Raw genomic sequence first — 19,178 nt, forward strand, 5'->3', positions numbered from 1 at the left:
GTTGATATTTTGATTGGCTAAGTGTCCGTAGAACTTTACCGATACTTACTCTTTCAATTTCTGCTATATCCCTGACACCACTGCCTCGCACCATGAGGTGTAATATTTTGGTTTTGATACCTGAGTGACAGCCTTGATAACTGAGAGCATGATCACCAATAAATTGACGTCTGCATATTTTACATTGGTAATTTTGCTTACCATCTACTTTTGTGCCATTTTTCTTTATACTGTCACTTAGGCAGGCTGGACACTTGATTTCTAGAGTTATTCGCATTTCTCTATTTTATCAAAATCCAACCTGCTTTTTTTCAGCATACTTTTTGAAACACCACCAATTATATAAATCTCTTTTAGTTTCTGTCATCTACTTAAAACAGCTTTAAATAGTTAAAATAGAATGGCAATACTTTTTATCGGCTGAGAGATGGCGTTAAATATTGTTTCCCGCTACTGTAATTTTCGTAATTATCCTGCTCAGGATACCGGAAAAACAACAGGCCACTTGATGAAATTTATAGAAAGCTAAGGCTTAGGTTAGCAAAATTATGACCAGTAAATAAAAGGCTCCTAATGAAGCCCCGATATAAATAAGTTTCGATCAGATTAGCTGACCCAATGTAACTCGATCATTGCCACTATAGTCTTTTACAGTACGAACCGACTCAAACCCTTTATTCTCAAAGAAAGAGCGTACGGCTTTTGCTTGTTCATACCCATGCTCCAGTACAATCCAGCCTTCTGGTCTTAACCAGCTTTTACCCTGCTCAATAATCGTCTCCAAATCAGCCAGACCTTGCTTAAGCGCAACGAGAGCCCGTACCGGCTCTGTGGCCAGATCTTTCATATGCCGATCTTCTGCATCGATATAGGGTGGGTTGGATACGATTAAATCAAATATAGGCTCAGGTAACTGGTTCAATGCTGCAAACCAGGCTCCACAAGCAAACTCTACCTGCTGTAAACCATGTTTGTCTGCATTTTCACGGGCAACTGTAAGGGTGGGCATATAAACATCAGTAGCCAGAACCGACCAGTGAGGTTTTTCTGAGGCTAGCGCCAGAGCGATGGCACCTGTACCTGTGCCTAAATCCACCATCTTGGTTTCTTCAGGCAAGTCCAGCGTCAAAACAGTTTCGACCAGTACTTCAGTATCTGGCCGTGGTACCAGTGTATCTCGGGTCACTTTCAGATCAAGTGTCCAGAATGGCTGTGAACCAAGAATATATGCGAGAGGTTCGCCGGCTTCCAGTCGAGCCAATGCAGCCAGATAAGCATGCTGCTGCTCGGCCGTCAGCTCTTTATCCTGACGGAACCTGAACTCAAACATTTTTATATTTAGAATATGTTCAAGTAGCCAGATATTTTCCTGACGTTCATAGCTGTCTGGTATGCCCCGAATTGTCAAGGCCTCACTAAGTTTCATTAGCCGCCATTTTCCTGTGCCAGCATTGCCAGCTGATCAGCCTGATATTCACGATGCAAGCTATCTAAAAGCTCATTTAGATCACCTTCCATAATGGCATCTAGCTTATACAATGTGAGATTAATACGATGATCAGTCATCCGTCCCTGCGGATAGTTATAGGTACGAATACGTTCAGAGCGGTCGCCCGAACCCACCAGATCACGGCGCATTTCAGAAGTGGCAGATTCTTGTGCAGCACGTTTAGCATTCTCTAAACGTGAAACCAGAAGTGACATCGCTTTGGCTTTATTCTTGTGCTGCGAACGCTCTTCCTGACATTCAACTACTGTGCCGGTAGGAATATGGGTAATACGTACAGCTGAGTCCGTTTTATTAATGTGCTGACCGCCGGCACCTGATGCACGATAAGTATCAATACGTAAATCAGCCGGATTGATGTCTACTGTGGTATCCACATCTACTTCAGGAAGTATCGCTACAGTACATGCTGAAGTGTGTACCCGCCCCTGGGATTCTGTGGCTGGTACACGCTGTACTCGATGTGCACCGCTTTCAAATTTCATGCGGCCATAAACACCATCACCATCGACACGACAGATTATTTCTTTATAACCGCCATGTTCGCCTTCATTCTCAGAGAGAATTTCGAGCCGCCATCCACATGATTCCGCATATTTACTATACATACGGAACAGATCACCAGAGAAAATTGCCGCCTCATCACCGCCTGTTCCAGCACGAATTTCCAGATATGCGGCATTGGCATCATTTGGGTCTTTTGGAATCATCAGAATATTAAGCTGACTTTCAAGTGACTCTATCAGGGCCCGGTTCTCTCTAATTTCTTCCTGAGCCATTTCTTTAAAGTCAGGGTCAGAAAGCATGGCTTCAGCTGTTTCAATATCTGCTTCAGCTTGACGATATTTGGCCCAAACTTCGGTAATTTCAGTTAGATCACTATGTTCCCGGGACAGCTTGCGAAAGCGTTTATTATCAGAAATAACTTCAGCATCTGCCAGCAGTGCGGTCAGCTCTTCATAACGGTCAGATAACTGATCAAGGCGTAAACGTAGCGATTCTTTCATCTTTTAATATGTCTCAAGTCAAACAGCATTCGACTGTTAAAAGCGATCAAACAGTCTGCCATATCAGAAAATTGCGCATAGTGTACCGATTCTGACTTTTAAAAGACATCATTATTGGCAGGTAACACTTTGCCTCTATAAATTTTTTAGAGATATGGAGGCTAATCTTCAGAATTCATCCATATTTGCTTTAAAAATCTAGTTATTTGCCGTGATTTTAGACGTTTTTAATAGAAAGCATACAAAGCTGAAACCAAACACTATAAATACAGAGACAGCTCTCCATATTTAGTACGAATCGTTTTGTTACATTTCTCACAACGAAAGCATAAGCCTCAAAAGTTCTGAGCACATGGAGAACAAAATGAAATTAAATACAGTTTTATTAAGTGCAGCCTTAGCAACTACATCAATGATGACTGTAAATGCATATGCAGACAACACCACTCGTGTTGCAGCAGCAAGTGCGCTCGGAAGTGTAGCAGGCACAGCATTAGGTAGAAATATGGGTGGTAACACTGGTGCAATGATTGGTTCGGCACTAGGTGGTGCAGGTGGTGCAGCTGTAGCGAGTAATAAACGTAACCGTACTGAATCTGCGATTGGTGGTGGTGTAGGTGGTGTAGGTGGTTATGCCCTGGGTAAACAGATGGGTGGTTCAACTGGTGGCCTGATCGGTTCCGCACTGGGAGCAGCCGGAGGCGCAGCTTTAGGCAATAAAATCGCTAAAGATAAAGACGATGACCGCCGTTATTATAACTCTCGTCAATGGAATAAAAAATACCGTCGTCACCGTTAATAATAGCAGTCAAGATTCAAGCACCTTCGGGTGCTTTTTTAATGCATAAGACGGGTATGCACAATTACGGATAAATTAAGGATAAGCAAAATACAATTTCATAACGTTATCTTCATGCTGAGTCAGGTTTGCACTATTAATTTTGATCTATAGAAATCAGATTCAGATATATTTACAGGTGTACTCATGAACTATAAAATTCTAATGATCGCTGTTGTAGCAACCTCAGCCATGGGTATGACAGCAGGTAATGCAGGTAATGCAACCAATACTGCAATTACATCCGCTTTAGGCGGTGTAGTAGGTGCCGCAATTGGGCAGCACATGGGTGGACAAACAGGAGCAATGATTGGCTCAGCTGTAGGTGGCGGTGCAGGTGCTGCGGTTTCCAGCAATAAGCGCGACCGTAATGGCGCAATTATTGGAGGTGCCCTAGGTGCCGGAGCAGGTTATAGCGTTGGGAAGAATATGGGCGGTACAAATGGTGGTTATATTGGTGCGGCGCTAGGTTCTGCCGGCGGCTCAGTATTAGGCCAGCGTGTAAGTGAAGACCGTCGTTATGATGACCGGGATGAGCGTCGTTATAGCTCAAATCGTTATCGTTACAATGATTACCGCTACAACAACAACCGCTATACTGATAATGGCCGCCATTTAGGTCATTATAAAAATGGTAAACGTTATTAATTAATTTCCCAGTTATCTCTTTAAGCATCTTCGGATGCTTTTTTTATTTTTGTATTTATATCGTTTTTTATCGATATACAAAACCTGTTTAAAGTCGTATGCTTTTCAGTAATTGTCTTAATCTGGAATCATAATGCCTAATCTTGCCAACACTCGATTTTCTATTCTGGAATTGGTTCCTGTCCGTGATGACAAGACCGTTCGCTTCTCCCTCGAACATTCTCTTGAATTAGCCCAACATGCTGAAAAGCTAGGCTATGAGCGTTTATGGTTGGCTGAACATCATAATATGGACGGGATTGCCAGTTCGGCAACTGCTGTTCTGCTCGGATATCTCTTGGCCAATACAGAGCATTTACGCGTCGGTTCAGGTGGAATTATGTTGCCTAACCATGCACCACTGGTCGTTGCTGAACAGTTTGGTACTCTAGCGACCTTATATCCGGATCGGGTTGAATTGGGTCTGGGCCGTGCTCCAGGCACAGATCAGGTAACTATGCGTGCTCTACGTCGTGGTCGGCAGGAAACTGAAGACCAGTTTCCACAGGATGTACAGGAAATCCTGCACTACTTTAAAGAACCTCAACCCGGACAAAGAATTGTAGCAACACCAGGACAGGGAACGCATGTACCTGTGTGGCTATTAGGTTCTAGCCTGTTCAGTGCACAGCTGGCAGCAAGGCTCGGGCTCCCCTACTCTTTTGCTTCTCATTTTGCACCGCGTATGCTTGGTCAGGCCATTCAGCTTTATAGAGAAAATTTTGAACCCTCCGAGTATCTTGAAAAACCTTATGTTTCTATGGGCGTACCGGTCGTCGTTGCACCTACAGATGAAGAAGCAAACTATCTGGCTACCAGTGCCTATCAGCGTGTTCTAGGGCTTATTCGTGGTCAGAGCCTAAAACTTAAACCACCTGTAGAAAGTATGGATGGCTTGTGGACACCAGCTGAACAGCTCTCTGTACGTAACTTTTATGCAATGGGCCAGATTGGCTCCCCTGCTACTGTTAAAGCCGGCTTAGAACAGTTGCTGCATGATTATGAAGTTGATGAGTTTATTTTTACCTGTGATATTTATGACACTCAAAAACGACTTGAAACGTTTAGCTTACTGATGGATCTTAAGCATTCTGCCTAATGAGATTCTATTTAAAGATAAGGCTTGTCCTAAAATGACAAGCCTTTCTTTTATTATCAATAATTTAGCTAAAAAATTATTCAACAATCAATACTTTACTTCATTGACTTTTTTGTCCATCAAGTTTAAGCATTTCTGCCTATTCTTTTAGTGCTACAGCTTCCTACACTATTAAAAAATAGAAAATACAGGAAGACAGCTATGGCAACTATCGATCTGGAAAAAATGCTGCAAAAGGTCAAAAGTACTCAGTGGTGTTTATCCGATATTGACTGGAATGCGCCAGGTCGGGAAAAAATTACCGCAGAATAATGGCCAAAACTAAAAGACTTTATGGCTGATCTGATGTGGATCGAACATGTGGGTGCACGGGCATTTTCAGCCATGTCAAAAAAAGCACCTAATGCAACCCTACGCGAAATGTATGCCATTTTCCATGCTGAAGAACAACGCCATGCGAATGCAGAAATGGCACTGATGAAACGCTGGGGAATGCTTGAGAGCGATATCCCCAAACCCAACAAGAATTTGCGCCTGATTATTGAATGGCTCGATACCTATGCCGATGATATGCCCTTTTATATTCTTGGTGCAGTTATCCCAATGCTTGAAGTCGCTCTGGATGGTGCATTGTGTAAATTTTTACTTGATACGGTAGATGACCCGGTCTGTCATCAGGCATTTGAGCTGATCAATGCGGATGAAGCACGGCATCTAGGTGTAGGTTTCAGTGTCATGGAGCAGCAGGGAATGCATAAAAATCTGATTCAGCTAGGCCAGATGGCAGCTCGCATTGTTGATCCGCGTTTAGTACTGGGTATTTTAGCCTACTTACCCCTGATCAATAAAATGCGCGACAATATTGTTAAACTGGGCTTACCTGAAGATAACCTGTATCAAGCAATGAATAAATTCACTCGAATCGGCGGACGTACACAACAAGGACGACGTAATCCATGGTTCCAAATTATTAACTGGCATGCTAAAAATGTCATTAACCGAGACAGGAAATTTTTTCATATTCCCGTTGATGCAATGGTGAGTATGACTGACAAGCTTCCAGAAAAGGCTTTACCTCGGATTCCTTCTTGGATATATGAATTAACTTCAGAATCAAAAGCTGCATCCTAACAATAAAAATTGAGGCATAAAATGAATACTAAATCCAAAGACCCGCATAAACCGGTTATTTTTCAGAATATTGCCCGGGACTTTGAGAGTTTCCGTGGCCAGCTTATTTCATCAGAGCATATTGACCAGTATGATTTAAGCGATTTGAAAGTTGCAATTATTGGTGCCGATCAGGCTACTGTTAGCAAGCTGGAAAATACCTGTCAAAAAGCACAGTTTGTTAAAGTTTTCCAGATTACTCCCCATTTTATCTTGCCTAAGACCCAGAGTCATATTCACAAACTGATTTCTCATCCGTTAATTATCAAAAATCGCCGCTTATTTAATAATCGCATTAAAAGTCTGCTGGCTATCCGCCATCTTGAGGCCCAAGTTAAAGAAACGTGGTTAAGACGCCAATTGACACCAAATACAGGTGCAGAAAATAAAAAGTTTTTTAAATCGGATAATTACTACATAGCCCTGCAACGCGATAACTGTAAACTGATCACCTGGCCTGTGGTCAGAATTAATGCCGATTCCATACAGAGTATGGAAGGTGTCGAACATCTAATAGACGTAATTATTAGCACTTATGTTTAAAATCAAAATAAATAAAAAAGAGGCAATCAAAGCCTCTTTTTTTACCCAAAAGATTTTTACTGCACTGTACCCTGATAATGGTAAGCCGTTGCAGCCTTAACATAGCGCAAATATTGTGAAGTCAATTTCCCGGATGCCTGAATGACACGGATATCAATATACTTCAGGTCTTTTGATACCCGAATAAATTGCTGCGGTAGCTGTTGGTAATCTTCAAATGCTGGCTGATTTTCAGGGAAATTCGCACGATCATATTCGACGGTAATTTCACTTAACTTTTTAGTTTTTGTCTCGAAGATCTGTACAGGGCGAAGTTTTTGCCGAGAAAGTTGCAACGCCTGAATACTATAAGCACCTTCACGACTGCTTCCAATGACGATATCATGCACTAAATAGACAGTCATATTTTTAAAGTTTGTTTGATAGACATTCTGAACCAGGCTGGCAGTTGGTACTTGCTGGGTCATAATACGCTTTCCTGAATTGATCTGTACCCAAGTCTCAAATTCACGCATGGTGCCACCCGATGAAATATCAAAACTATAAAATTTTAATTTTTTGTCAGGACTATAATTAATAGACAATTTACCTGCATCAACCAGCTGTTTAAACGAATAATTAAAGCTTGCAAGATTGCTGAGCAACTGTTTCTGTATAGCTTCGGCTATTTGCTGATTATACTGATCTGCATCTATACGGCTATTTATCTCAGTTTGCTGATACTGCTTGAGCAATCCACTTTCAAATTGACTCAGAGTTTGTGCGTAACTTGAAAAAGAAAGGCTCAGTAAACTTGCGAGTAAAATTTTCTTTAACATTGCTGCTCACTTTAATGATTTACATTTTAACAAGCTAAAAGTCTTTATACAAAATAGCAGTATGAGTTCTGTCATACTGCTGTGTAACACATTTATCCAATACGGCGTTTAAGTCCAGTCATCTGTAAAATACGGGTAGAAATTTCTTCAATCGACATTTCTGAGACATTCAGGTATTTAATTCCTTCAGAAATATAAATTCCCTCTACCGCACGTAATTCCATCTGGCACTGGCTAAAACTTGCATAGCGGCTATTAGCCTTACGTTCAGTACGAATGGCAACTAGCCGCTCTGCATCAATCATCAATCCAAATAATTTATGCTTATGTGCTTTAAGTACTGCTGGTAAGCGGTTATCGTCCAGATCTTCTTCAGTCAATGGATAGTTTGCTACCCTGATACCAAACTGGAGCGACAGGTAAATTGAAGTAGGTGTTTTCCCTGAACGGGAAACTCCAATTAAAATAAGATCAGCTTTATCATAATGACGGGTACGTGCTCCATCATCATTATCTAAGGCAAAATGTACTGCATCAATACGCGCTTTATAAGATTCAGAATCTGTTACAGCGTGCGTTTGCCCGACCAAAGTCGTTGGAGGTGTGCCAAGTACATCGGAAAGCTTACTGATAAGGCCCTCAAATACGTCCAGATTTACTGCATTAGCCGTATTAATAATATCACGTACGTTAGGGTCAACTAGCGTATCAAATACCAAAGGCTGCTCGCCTTCCCGATCTGCACGGGTATTAATTTCTTCGACGACTTTAGTTGCAGCTTCTTCAGTAGTGATATAAGGGATAATGTGTATATCAAAATCAACATGCGGAAACTGGGCTAATAAGGAGTGACCTAAGGTTTCAGCGGTGATCGCAGTGCCATCAGAAATAAAAAACACACTCCGCTTAATTTGTTTACCTTCTGTCATTAAAATTCTCCTCAAACATTTGTCTTAGTACTATATAATCTTTATAGTAAACCGATCTTACATGACTGTCGCTTAGTAAAATCAAAAACCTAAGCGCTTTAAGATAATTTCATGCCAAGATAGTGATTAATACAGCAAAAGTGGAGTAACAACTTTGGAAGCGCGCGTAATCGGTCTGGAAAAACTAGGGAAACACGACGTTGAACTCGTGGGTGGGAAAAACTCATCTTTGGGTGAAATGATCAGCCATTTATCCAATGCTGGTGTATCGGTACCTGGTGGTTTTGCTACAACTGCTGCTGCCTATCGTGAATTTCTCGAACAGAGCGGCCTGAACGCCAAGATTCAAGCTGAACTTGCTCAATTAAATGTTGATGATGTTAATGCGCTGGCCGAAACCGGAGCTAAAATTCGTCAATGGATTGTTGACACTCCACTTACTGCAGAATTAGAAAAAGAAGTTCGTGAAGCTTTTGCAGCTCTCTCAAACGGCAACCCTGATATCGCGGTTGCCGTTCGTTCTTCTGCGACTGCCGAAGATTTACCAGATGCATCATTTGCAGGCCAGCAGGAAACCTTCCTGAATATTCGTGGTATTGACAATGTGCTGATTGCTATCAAGGAAGTTTTTGCTTCTCTCTTTAATGATCGCGCCATTGCTTATCGTGTGCACCAAGGTTTTGAACACAGCTTAGTTGCGCTCTCTGCTGGTATTCAACGTATGGTTCGCTCAGAGACAGGTGCTGCAGGTGTAATGTTTACACTTGATACCGAATCTGGTTTCCGTGATGTTGTATTTATCACTGCTTCTTATGGATTAGGCGAAATGGTTGTTCAGGGTGCAGTAAACCCTGATGAATTTTATCTGTCTAAACCTTTATTAACAGGCGGCAAGCATGCGGTCTTACGTCGCAACCTTGGCTCCAAGCACCAGAAAATGATTTATGGTGATGAAGGTTCTGCCGGTAACTCAGTAGTTGTGGTCGATGTTGAAAAACAGGAACGCCAGCAGTTTGCACTGAATGATCATGAATTACATGAACTGGCTAAACAGGCCCTTATCATTGAAGAGCATTATGGCTCACCAATGGATATTGAATGGGCAAAAGATGGCGATGATGGCCAGCTTTATATTGTTCAGGCACGTCCTGAAACCGTGAAAAGCCGTCAAGATGTGGGCACAATGGAACGTTATCTGCTAAAACAGCGTGGTAGCGTGATCTGTGAAGGCCGCTCTATTGGCCAGCGTATCGGTTCAGGTAAAGTTCGTATTGTAACTTCCATAAAAGAAATGGACAAAGTACAAGAAGGCGATGTTCTGGTATCAGATATGACCGATCCTGACTGGGAACCAGTCATGAAACGTGCTGCTGCCATTATTACCAACCGTGGTGGGCGTACCTGCCACGCAGCAATTATTGCACGTGAACTTGGTGTTCCTGCCATTGTAGGTTGCGGTAATGCGACTGAAGTACTGGCAGATGGTCAGGAAGTTACCGTCTCATGTGCTGAAGGTGATACTGGCTTCATCTATGAAGGTGCGCTCGACTTTGAAGTCCAGCGTAACTCAATCGAATCTATGCCGAAGCTTCCATTCAAGATTATGATGAATGTGGGTAACCCAGACCGTGCCTTTGATTTTGCACAAATGCCAAATGAAGGAATTGGTCTTGCTCGCCTAGAGTTTATCATTAACCGCATGATTGGTGTGCACCCTAAAGCCCTGCTTAATATCGACAGCCTGCCACGTGAAACCCGTGCAGCAGTTATGGCACGTACAGCAGGCTATTCTTCTCCAGTTGAATTCTATATAGAGAAACTGGTCGAAGGAATTGCAACACTTGCAGCTGCATTTGCAGACAAGCCTGTTATTGTCCGTATGTCCGACTTCAAGTCAAATGAATATGCCAACCTGATTGGTGGCAAATTATATGAACCGGAAGAAGAAAACCCGATGCTGGGCTTCCGTGGTGCAAGCCGCTATGTTTCTGACAACTTCCGTGACTGTTTTGAGCTGGAATGCCGTGCACTTAAGAAAGCACGTGATGAAATGGGTCTGACTAACATCCAGATCATGATTCCATTTGTACGCACTGTTACTGAAGCAAAACGTGTTATTGAACTACTAGCTCAGAATGGACTTAAACGTGGTGAGAATGGCCTTAAAGTAATCATGATGTGTGAATTACCAACCAATGCACTTTTGGCTGAGCAGTTCCTTGAACATTTTGATGGCTTCTCTATCGGTTCTAATGATTTAACACAGCTTACTCTTGGTCTGGACCGTGACTCTGGTATTGTTTCCCACCTGTTTGATGAACGTGACCCAGCAGTTAAAGCCCTATTGTCTATGGCTATTCATGCTTGTCGTAAAGCAGGCAAATATGTAGGGATTTGTGGACAGGGCCCTTCCGACCATCCAGATCTGGCGAAATGGTTAATGGAACAGGGTATCGAGTCGGTTTCACTTAATCCGGACTCTGTTTTGGATACCTGGTTCTTCCTTGCTGAAGAAAAAATTAAACAGTCTTAAATATATGTAATAAAAAAGGCCCAACAGGGCCTTTTTTATTACAATTAGCACCAGTTTAAGCAGTCTTATTAAAAGTAAATAAATAATTTAGATAGGTAGAAATTGGTTACTTTCACTGGACGCAACTTTATAGGGACAGACAATCAAACTGTGATGATATTTTAAAATTACTTTAATGAAAGTTATGAATTTCTATGGTTATTTATAATTTTTAATCTAATAGCTTAACGTCACAAGAAGCCCGATGATGATGAAAAAAGCCCAGATTAAAATGATCATTTTCTTTTGGAACTTTACTACTTCATTCTCTTCAGCTTTAAGTTCGTCCTCGAATTTTTTAGATTTTTCATACAGTTCATTGAGCGAAAAACTTTCTTGGCTACCCGGCAGGATGTGCAAATTAGTCTTAGTTACGCCCTTATAAGACTCTGTCAGGTAAAGGCTTAGTGGCTGTTCTGTATGAATTCTTTCCATAATTTTCACTATATTAAAAGTTTAGATCAAATAAAAATGACTACTTAATCATGTTCTTTCTTTAAAAATTAAAATTTAAACCCACTCATTCAACTTTCAAAAAAAATACCCATACATTGAGTATGGGCAATAAACTTAAAAGTTCTTTAACTGTGACGAAGTTTACATTTACACCTCTAAAACAACAAGTAATTTATATAACAACTTATCACAAAAGCTCACATTTTAACCAAAAATTTTATTTATATCCGGAAAATAGTCATTCTTACAAAATTCAATAGGATACTAGAAAGTTAATTTTCAATCTAATTTACATCAAGATTTCTAGTTTGGCTTCTTCCCTTTAAAAATAGAAAACTTTGATTAACTGTAATGTAATAATATTTCAAAATATTACATTCGTGTTATTTATAAGATAATTGTGTTATTTATACTGCCGTCTTAAGTTATCTTATGTTCTAAATGCTTTACGATTATTCTCTTTCTGATACGTCTTATTTACATTCTACGCCTCAGCCACAGGTTATTGTAGAGTCTTCTACTCCCCACTCAGGTCCATTCGGTGGTGTCCGAGGTATGGTTTCAGATTATTTTGACCTTAATACTTTCACCAATAAATTAAAGAGTATTACTCGTCAATCCAGTACCAGTAAATGCGCTAAAAGTATTCGAGTTGCATTGCAATCTGCTGGTGCCAAAATACAGTCTCATCCTGTTGCAGCTTCAGACTGGGGAAATACTTTGCTTTCTCTGGGTTATCGTGAAATTAAACCCTCTTTTGACCATCCTAAAGAAGGCGATATTTATATAATTCATCGTACCCAGAAACATCAATATGGTCATATAGCTGGCTATAGCGGTAACAGTTGGGTTTCTGACTTTAAACAAAAAAGTTATGATGTCTATAAAGATAAAAATGTCAGCTATTCCTATTTCAGACTAGCAAACTAAGCTGCCTAATTAATAACAACTAAATTAAATCGGGATTATTAAGTAATTATAATCCCTGTTTATTTTGCAATTAGACTTTTTGGCTTCTAAGCTGCCGTTGGTGTCCAAATCCGGAAATTAAAATATCTTTATCGTTTACTGCCAGAAACACTGGCCTGCCTTGTTATAGATTCTATTCTGTTTAACTTATCCATTTGATAAAATATGACTTTTTAAAATATTTTGTATAAGCTCCAAGATGTTTAGCTGCACTTATATAAAATACTAATATATTCTTAAAACTCATTATTCCTGATCCATCAGGCTTAATTTTTTTAGTTATAATCCGTTTTGCCTCACTCTACTTTAAGCTGCTTTCGCTTAGTCAAATTTAAGCTTTCAGCTATCTCATATTTAAGATTTCCAAGTTCCTCCAATGTGGTTTAATATAAAAAGATTACAGCTACTTCACTTTTAAAATCTGCGTATTCCCCTGTTTACAGACAAATTTGACTAGTTATTTAGAGCAATATGTTATAAAGCAGATGAATTAAAGATATTTAATGATGTCTTTAAATATATGCAGAAAAGTTTGAGTGTATATTTTTCTTTTTTGTTTCATTTATTTCAGGTATTCGAGATTCAAAATTTATGCAGATTTATTTGGCTAGAAATAATCAACAGGCAGGCCCGTATACTCTAGAACAAGTCAATCAGATGCTTGCCAGTCAGCAGGTTTTGTTGACTGACTTAGCTTGGCATGAAGGTATGACCGAATGGAAAGCATTAGGTGAACTTACACAGGGAAAACTGAGTTATGAGCCGGCAGGCTACCAGTCTTCTTCAGCCCAGCCTGTATTTAATAATCCTGTGATCCAGAAAACTCATGTACAAAATAAACCTAAGGTCGCAGAGCAGCAGGCTTCAATCGGCTCAAGAATACTGGCAAAAGTAATTGATCTCATGTTGTGGCTACCTATAGCAGCCCTACCTTCTTTTTTCCTTACCCCTACCCAGATGACTGAGCTCACACGCATTCAGGCACAAATGCAGTCTGCAGATAGCACAACGAAGGCTATAGACCTTCAAAACCAGTTTCTTGCACTTATTCCAGCTGAAGCATGGCAGGCAATGCTGGTGTATATGCTTATTATGCTTGTGATCCAGGCTGTGTTACTCGCCCGGACAGGCCAAAGTATTGGTAAAAAGTTGGCTAATATCCAGATTGTAGACGCTAACACTTCTGGTAAAGTAAATTTAACCCGTGTTTTTTTATTGAGAAGTGTCCTGGTAATCTTGCTTACACTGACAGTAGTGCCCTTTATTGCAATTATTGATGCTTTATTTGCTTTAGGACAAAAAAGACAAACCTTACATGATATGATCGCCAAAACCAAGGTTATTAAACGTACTAAGTAGTCATTCACAGGGGTAAATGGATTTACCCTTTTAATTTTTCACCACTTTGAAAATATTGATTTTTTAATACGAAAAAACCAATCCCGACCAAAAAAATCAGTTTTCTTTACAGTAATTTAAAGCCACTTTATGTGTAGCTTAGTTTGTTGATATAAGGCATAATGCCCTACAACGTAGCGGTGCCCGGTAAAAAATGATTTCTTCAATCCAGAAGCTGTTGTTTAACTGATGCGGCACTTTAATCGCTATCCCATATTTATTTAGTAATGGGACTCTTCACCGAGGTTGTAAAATGAGACAAACAATTTTAGCTGTATTGTCTTTATCAACGCTTGCCGTACTCCTAACCGGGTGTGGTGGTGATCTAGTACTTCTAAACTCTAAAGGTCCAGTTGCTGCAGGTCAAAGTAACCTGATGATGACAGCAATCTATCTGATGTTGCTTGTGGTGATTCCATCAATCATCATGGCTTTATGGTTTGGTTGGAAATATCACGCGTCAAATAAAGATGCAGACTATAAACCTACATGGGCGCACTCTACTACGATTGAAGTTGTAGTTTGGGGTATCCCTGTTATTATTATTGGTATTCTAGCTTGGTTGACTTGGGTGGGTTCACACAAGTATGACCCATACCGTCCTATAGAATCTGAGCAAGCGCCATTGAACGTGCAAGTGATTGCAGAACAGTTCAAATGGGTGTTCATTTATCCAGAGCAGAATATTGCAACAGTAAATGAATTACGCTTTCCAGTAGATACACCAGTAAGCTTCCGCCTGACGTCTAACTTTACAATGAACTCATTCTTCATTCCGCAGTTAGCAGGTCAGATCTATGCAATGGCGGGAATGCAGACTCATCTGAATGTATTAGCTGAAGAAACTGGTGTATACCGCGGTTTCTCTGCCAACTACTCAGGTTACGGTTTCTCGCAAATGCGTTTCTTGGCATACAGTGTCACTCGACCAGAGTTTGATCAGTGGGTTGCTGCGGTTAAAGCAGGTAATGGTACTTCTGTAAATCCAGAAGCAATTCAAAAAGGTATTCTAGACCAAGCTGAATTTGCAACCTTACGTGATGGTAATCGGGCAAAACATCAAATTGAATCGATTGTTGCACGTGCTGTAACTCCAGAAGAGAAAGCGGAAGCGGCAAAACTTGAAGCTGAGGGTACTTACCCGACTAAGCCACATCCTGTGACTTACTATTCTTCAGTTGAGCCTAAATTGTTCGAATCAGTGATTAACAAATACATGAGCAACTACCACGGTGCAGACCACTCAGCGCAAGCGGGTGCCGAGCATACTGGTGCATCTCATGCAAATGTTGAACATGCGACTGCTTCTGTAGAGGAATAAGACATGTTTGGTAAGCTTGGTTTTGATGCAATTCCGCACGATCCAATCGTGTTGGTTACAGTTGCATTGATGGTACTAGGTGGTCTGGCGCTTGTCGTAGGACTAACCTATTTCAAAAAATGGGGCTACCTGTGGAACGAATGGTTCACATCAGTAGACCATAAAAAAATTGGTATCATGTATATCATCGTGTCTGTTGTCATGCTGCTGCGTGGCTTTGCCGATGCGATCATGATGCGTCTTCAGCAGTTCCTTGCTAGAGGTGGTGGTGAAGGTTATTTGCATCCGGAGCACTACGACCAGATTTTCACCGCGCATGGCGTGATCATGATCTTCTTCGTAGCGATGGGTCTAGTTGTAGGCTTGATGAATATCTCCGTACCTCTACAAATTGGTGCACGAGACGTTGCTTTCCCACTGCTTAACTCTTTAAGCTTCTGGCTCTTCGCGGGCGCAGCTGGCTTGATGATGGCTTCGCTGGCAATTGGTGAATTCGCCGCTACAGGCTGGATGGCTTATCCTCCGCTGTCAGGTATCGAATACTCGCCTGGCGTAGGTGTAGATTACTATATCTGGGCACTCCAGATTTCTGGTTTAGGTACGCTTCTTACTGGTGTTAACTTCTTTGTTACTATTATTAAGATGCGTGCACCTGGCATGAAACTGATGGATATGCCGATCTTTACCTGGACTGCACTATGTACTTCTGTACTGATTATTGCTGCTTTCCCTGTACTGACTGCAACCATTGCAATGCTGTCTCTGGACCGTTACTTCGGTTTCCATTTCTTCACTAATGACATGGGTGGTAGCCCAATGTTATATGTGAACCTGATCTGGACTTGGGGTCACCCAGAAGTATACATCTTGGTACTGCCAGCATTTGGTATTTACTCGGAAGTTGTTGCAACATTCTGCCGCAAAGCACTATTCGGCTATAAATCGATGGTGTATGCAACTGTAGCAATTACCGTACTGTCTTTTGTTGTATGGGTTCACCACTTCTTTACCATGGGTGCAGGTGCCAACGTTAACGCGTTCTTCGGTATCATGACCATGATTATTGCGATCCCGACTGGTGTGAAAATCTTCTCTTGGTTGTTCACCATGTACAAGGGCCGCATTACCTATACAACGCCAATGCTATGGACTCTAGGCTTCCTGGTTACCTTTGGTATTGGTGGTATGACAGGTGTACTGATGGCGGTTCCACCAGCAGACTTCTTGGTTCACAACTCACTATTCCTGATTGCTCACTTCCATAACGTAATTATTGGTGGTGTTGTATTTGCAATGTTCGCAGGTATCATTTATTACTGGCCAAAAATGTTTGGCTGGAAACTTAATGAAACTTGGGGTAAAGCTGCATTCTGGTTCTGGTTCTTTGGTTTCTACTTTGCATTCATGCCACTTTATATCCTAGGTTTCATGGGTATGACTCGTCGTCTGAACACATATGACAATCCAGACTGGGATCCGTATGTAACTATTGCAATGTTCGGTGCTGTCATGATTGCTATCGGTATCGCTTGCTTCCTGATGCAAATTATCGTTGGTTTCTTACAGCGTAATGACAATCTGGACCTGACTGGCGACCCTTGGGATGCCCGCACACTTGAATGGTCTACATCTTCTCCTGCCCCATTTTATAACTTTGCTCACCTGCCAGAAGGTAACGGTATTGACCGTTTCTGGACAGACAAAGAGAATGGTGTGGCATATGCTCGTCCAACGAGTTATGAAGATGTCCATATGCCAACTAACCGTGCTGCCGGCTTTGTAATTGCAATGTTTATTACAGTTATGGGCTTTGCATTGATCTGGCATATCTGGTGGTTAGTATTCATTACCTTCGCTGCTGCTATTATTAGCTTCATCGTGAGTTCATTTACTAAGAAAGTGGACTACTATGTACCTGCAGCTGAAGTTAAGCGTATCGAAGATGAACGTTATGCTTTACTTGAAAAACACTTGAAGAAGGACTAAGGATATGGCTGAAGTACTTCATCACGACAACCATGGACATGATGAACATCATCATCACGATGATACTGATATCACTGTCTTTGGTTTCTGGACCTACTTGATGAGTGACTTGATTTTATTCGGTACACTCTTCATCGCGTTCGCTGTATTAAGCAGTCATGTTCCACCGGGTACTCCAAGTGCAGGAGATCTGTTTGGCGATTCTCTTGGTTTTGTTTTAACTGAAACCTTCGCCCTTCTGATCTCTTCAGTAACCTTTGGTTTTGCTGTACTTGCTTCATACAAGAAAAATGTGGGTCAGGTTATTGCCTGGCTTGCAGTTACATGGCTTTTTGGTGCGTCGTTCATCGGTATGGAACTATATGAATTCAATCATCTAGTTCATGAAGGTTACGGCCCAACCACCAGTGCTTTCCTTTCCTCGTTCTTTACGCTGGTCGGTACGCACGGTATCCACGTAACTTCAGGTCTGGTATGGATGATCATTTTGATGATTCAAATCAAGAAAAATGGTTTGACTCTTCCAAATATGCGTCGTCTGGCTTGCCTAAGCTTGTTCTGGCACTTCCTTGACATCGTTTGGATCTGTGTATTCAGCGTAGTTTACTTAATGGGAGTTCTCTAATGAGTCACGATCATAACTCTGCTGGTGCAGCGCACGGTAATTTCAAGCAATACACGATCGGCTTTATCCTATCCGTAATTCTGACCATCATCCCATTCGGGATGGTGATGAGTGGTGGATTTGAACGTGGCTTACTGGTTACTGTAATTGCCATTACTGCTGCTGCACAGGTGCTTGTTCAGCTGGTATTCTTCTTACATATGAATGCCTCTTCAGAACAGCGCTGGAACGTAATTGCTTTTATCTATACTGTCTTATGTATTGCAATTTTACTTGTAGGCTCGGTATGGATTATGAATTACCTTCACTTCAACATGATGATCTAAACTGGTCGTCATGCTGAAAAAGTATCTATTCCTGACCAAACCAGGAATTCTCTTCGGTAATTTCATTACCACCTTGGGCGGCTTTTTATTAGCCGCCCAAGGCTCTGTAGATTTCCTTTTGCTTTTTTTAACCCTTATCGGTACAACGCTTGTTGTTGCCTCAGGTTGTGTCGTCAATAATATCATTGACCAAGACATCGACCAGAAAATGCAACGCACTCAAAATCGTGCTCTTGTAAAAAAAACTGTTTCTGTACCTGTTGCCATGTTATATGCACTGGTTTTGGGAGTAATCGGTTTTAGCATACTATGGTTTTGGGTGAACACTTATGCCTTTGCATTTGCTGTGGTTGGTTTCGTGGTGTATGTAGGCTTCTATAGTCTCTGGACCAAACGTACCAGTATCCATCAGACACTAATTGGCAGTATTTCTGGAGCAAGTCCTCCGGTGATTGGTTATACAGCAGTAACCAATGAATTTGACTTGGCCGCCTTACTCATCTTCGCAGGTTATGCATTCTGGCAAATGCCTCATTCCTGGGGAATTGCAATCTACCGTTTTGATGATTATAAAAATGCAGGTATTCCTATTTTACCTGTAGCACGTTCTATTCTACGCACCAAGATTGAATCCCTGATTTATATCGTCCTATTCAGTATTGCCATGAATGCCCTATTCATCTATGGCTATACCAACTGGCTGTATTTGGTTATCTTAAACCTTCTGTGCATTTACTGGTTTTACATTGGTCTGATTGGCCTGAAGGCTGAAAATGACCAGCTCTGGGCAAAGCGTTTCTTCTTATTTTCAGTTACTCTGATTACGATTGTCAGCCTGAGCTTCAGTTTTACTTCAGTGTCCTCTGCTCCTCATTTCCCTATCTTTTAGTCAATACAGAGTGGTTGTCTGTAAGCCACTCTCGTAGA

Annotated in this window: 19 protein-coding genes; 13 read left to right on the forward strand and 6 right to left on the reverse strand. The window is 41.2% G+C overall.

From position 1 onward, the window contains the following. The 3 genes from N518_RS0105100 to prfA all read right to left on the reverse strand — a co-directional run. The coding region (locus N518_RS0105100) for a transposase-like zinc-binding domain-containing protein (RefSeq protein WP_026444032.1) at positions 1–277 on the reverse strand (277 nt) is incomplete at its 3' end. A 324-nt stretch (positions 278–601) separates the two neighbouring features. Continuing rightward, positions 602–1,426 (reverse strand): peptide chain release factor N(5)-glutamine methyltransferase, encoded by an 825-nt coding sequence (prmC, locus tag N518_RS0105105; protein WP_005025484.1) that lies wholly within the window; start codon positions 1,424–1,426, stop codon positions 602–604. Beyond that, positions 1,426–2,514: a peptide chain release factor 1 gene (prfA, locus tag N518_RS0105110; RefSeq protein ID WP_005014798.1), complete on the reverse strand. Its 1,089-nt coding sequence runs from the start codon at positions 2,512–2,514 to the stop codon at positions 1,426–1,428. Before prfA ends, prmC begins: the two co-directional genes overlap by 1 nt. A 364-nt stretch (positions 2,515–2,878) precedes the next feature. Here prfA and N518_RS0105115 point away from each other — a divergent pair, with 364 nt between their 5' ends. The 5 genes from N518_RS0105115 (at position 2,879) to N518_RS0105140 (ending at position 6,851) form a co-directional block, all read left to right on the forward strand. Continuing rightward, on the forward strand, positions 2,879–3,313 hold the full coding sequence (locus tag N518_RS0105115) for a glycine zipper domain-containing protein (protein ID WP_005025482.1): 435 nt from the start codon (positions 2,879–2,881) through the stop codon (positions 3,311–3,313). A 186-nt stretch (positions 3,314–3,499) separates the two neighbouring features. Next, entirely contained in the window at positions 3,500–4,000 is a 501-nt protein-coding gene (locus N518_RS0105120) for a glycine zipper domain-containing protein (RefSeq protein ID WP_005025480.1), read from the forward strand. A 133-nt stretch (positions 4,001–4,133) separates the two neighbouring features. Then, positions 4,134–5,138: an LLM class flavin-dependent oxidoreductase gene (locus N518_RS0105125; protein ID WP_005025477.1), complete on the forward strand. Its 1,005-nt coding sequence runs from the start codon at positions 4,134–4,136 to the stop codon at positions 5,136–5,138. A 333-nt stretch (positions 5,139–5,471) separates the two neighbouring features. After that, a complete protein-coding gene (locus N518_RS0105135) occupies positions 5,472–6,269 on the forward strand; it encodes a hypothetical protein (RefSeq protein WP_005025472.1) in 798 nt (265 codons plus the stop codon). A 21-nt stretch (positions 6,270–6,290) separates the two neighbouring features. Further along, entirely contained in the window at positions 6,291–6,851 is a 561-nt protein-coding gene (locus tag N518_RS0105140; RefSeq protein WP_017401183.1) for a hypothetical protein, read from the forward strand. Positions 6,852–6,907: 56 nt separating this feature from the next. Here the strand turns inward: N518_RS0105140 and N518_RS0105145 are convergent, their stop codons facing one another. Together N518_RS0105145 and N518_RS0105150 are read right to left on the reverse strand one after the other, a co-directional pair. Further along, a complete protein-coding gene (locus N518_RS0105145) occupies positions 6,908–7,669 on the reverse strand; it encodes a hypothetical protein (RefSeq protein WP_017401182.1) in 762 nt (253 codons plus the stop codon). A gap of 92 nt (positions 7,670–7,761) precedes the next feature. Then, the gene (locus tag N518_RS0105150) at positions 7,762–8,598 is read right to left on the reverse strand and encodes a pyruvate, water dikinase regulatory protein (RefSeq protein WP_005014809.1); all 837 of its coding nucleotides are present in this window, start codon (positions 8,596–8,598) and stop codon (positions 7,762–7,764) included. Positions 8,599–8,752: 154 nt separating this feature from the next. Here N518_RS0105150 and ppsA point away from each other — a divergent pair, with 154 nt between their 5' ends. Further along, a complete protein-coding gene (gene ppsA / locus N518_RS0105155) occupies positions 8,753–11,131 on the forward strand; it encodes a phosphoenolpyruvate synthase (protein ID WP_005014811.1) in 2,379 nt (792 codons plus the stop codon). Positions 11,132–11,347: 216 nt separating this feature from the next. Here ppsA and N518_RS0105160 read toward each other — a convergent pair whose 3' ends face one another. Then, positions 11,348–11,605 (reverse strand): hypothetical protein, encoded by a 258-nt coding sequence (locus N518_RS0105160; RefSeq protein WP_017401181.1) that lies wholly within the window; start codon positions 11,603–11,605, stop codon positions 11,348–11,350. 462 nt (positions 11,606–12,067) lie between these two features. Between N518_RS0105160 and N518_RS0105165 the strand changes: the two genes are divergently transcribed. The 7 genes from N518_RS0105165 to cyoE all read left to right on the forward strand — a co-directional run bounded on the left by N518_RS0105165 (position 12,068) and on the right by cyoE (position 19,140). Further along, complete coding sequence (locus tag N518_RS0105165; protein WP_005014815.1) at positions 12,068–12,556, forward strand: hypothetical protein; 489 nt, start codon at positions 12,068–12,070, stop codon at positions 12,554–12,556. A 630-nt stretch (positions 12,557–13,186) separates the two neighbouring features. After that, positions 13,187–13,954: an RDD family protein gene (locus tag N518_RS0105170; RefSeq protein WP_005014816.1), complete on the forward strand. Its 768-nt coding sequence runs from the start codon at positions 13,187–13,189 to the stop codon at positions 13,952–13,954. Between the two features lie 292 nt (positions 13,955–14,246). Continuing rightward, complete coding sequence (gene cyoA / locus N518_RS0105175; RefSeq protein WP_005025454.1) at positions 14,247–15,314, forward strand: ubiquinol oxidase subunit II; 1,068 nt, start codon at positions 14,247–14,249, stop codon at positions 15,312–15,314. A 3-nt stretch (positions 15,315–15,317) separates the two neighbouring features. After that, entirely contained in the window at positions 15,318–17,300 is a 1,983-nt protein-coding gene (cyoB, locus tag N518_RS0105180; protein ID WP_005014828.1) for a cytochrome o ubiquinol oxidase subunit I, read from the forward strand. 4 nt (positions 17,301–17,304) lie between these two features. Beyond that, on the forward strand, positions 17,305–17,925 hold the full coding sequence (cyoC, locus tag N518_RS0105185; protein ID WP_005014829.1) for a cytochrome o ubiquinol oxidase subunit III: 621 nt from the start codon (positions 17,305–17,307) through the stop codon (positions 17,923–17,925). Then, the gene (gene cyoD, locus N518_RS0105190) at positions 17,925–18,251 is read left to right on the forward strand and encodes a cytochrome o ubiquinol oxidase subunit IV (RefSeq protein ID WP_005014830.1); all 327 of its coding nucleotides are present in this window, start codon (positions 17,925–17,927) and stop codon (positions 18,249–18,251) included. Before cyoC ends, cyoD begins: the two co-directional genes overlap by 1 nt. A 10-nt stretch (positions 18,252–18,261) precedes the next feature. Further along, positions 18,262–19,140, forward strand: coding sequence for a heme o synthase (gene cyoE, locus N518_RS0105195; RefSeq protein WP_005025450.1), 879 nt, complete (start codon positions 18,262–18,264; stop codon positions 19,138–19,140). Positions 19,141–19,178: the final 38 nt, after the last annotated feature.

Source organism: Acinetobacter sp. UNC436CL71CviS28 (genome assembly GCF_000620525.1).
Lineage (GTDB): Bacteria > Pseudomonadota > Gammaproteobacteria > Pseudomonadales > Moraxellaceae > Acinetobacter > Acinetobacter radioresistens.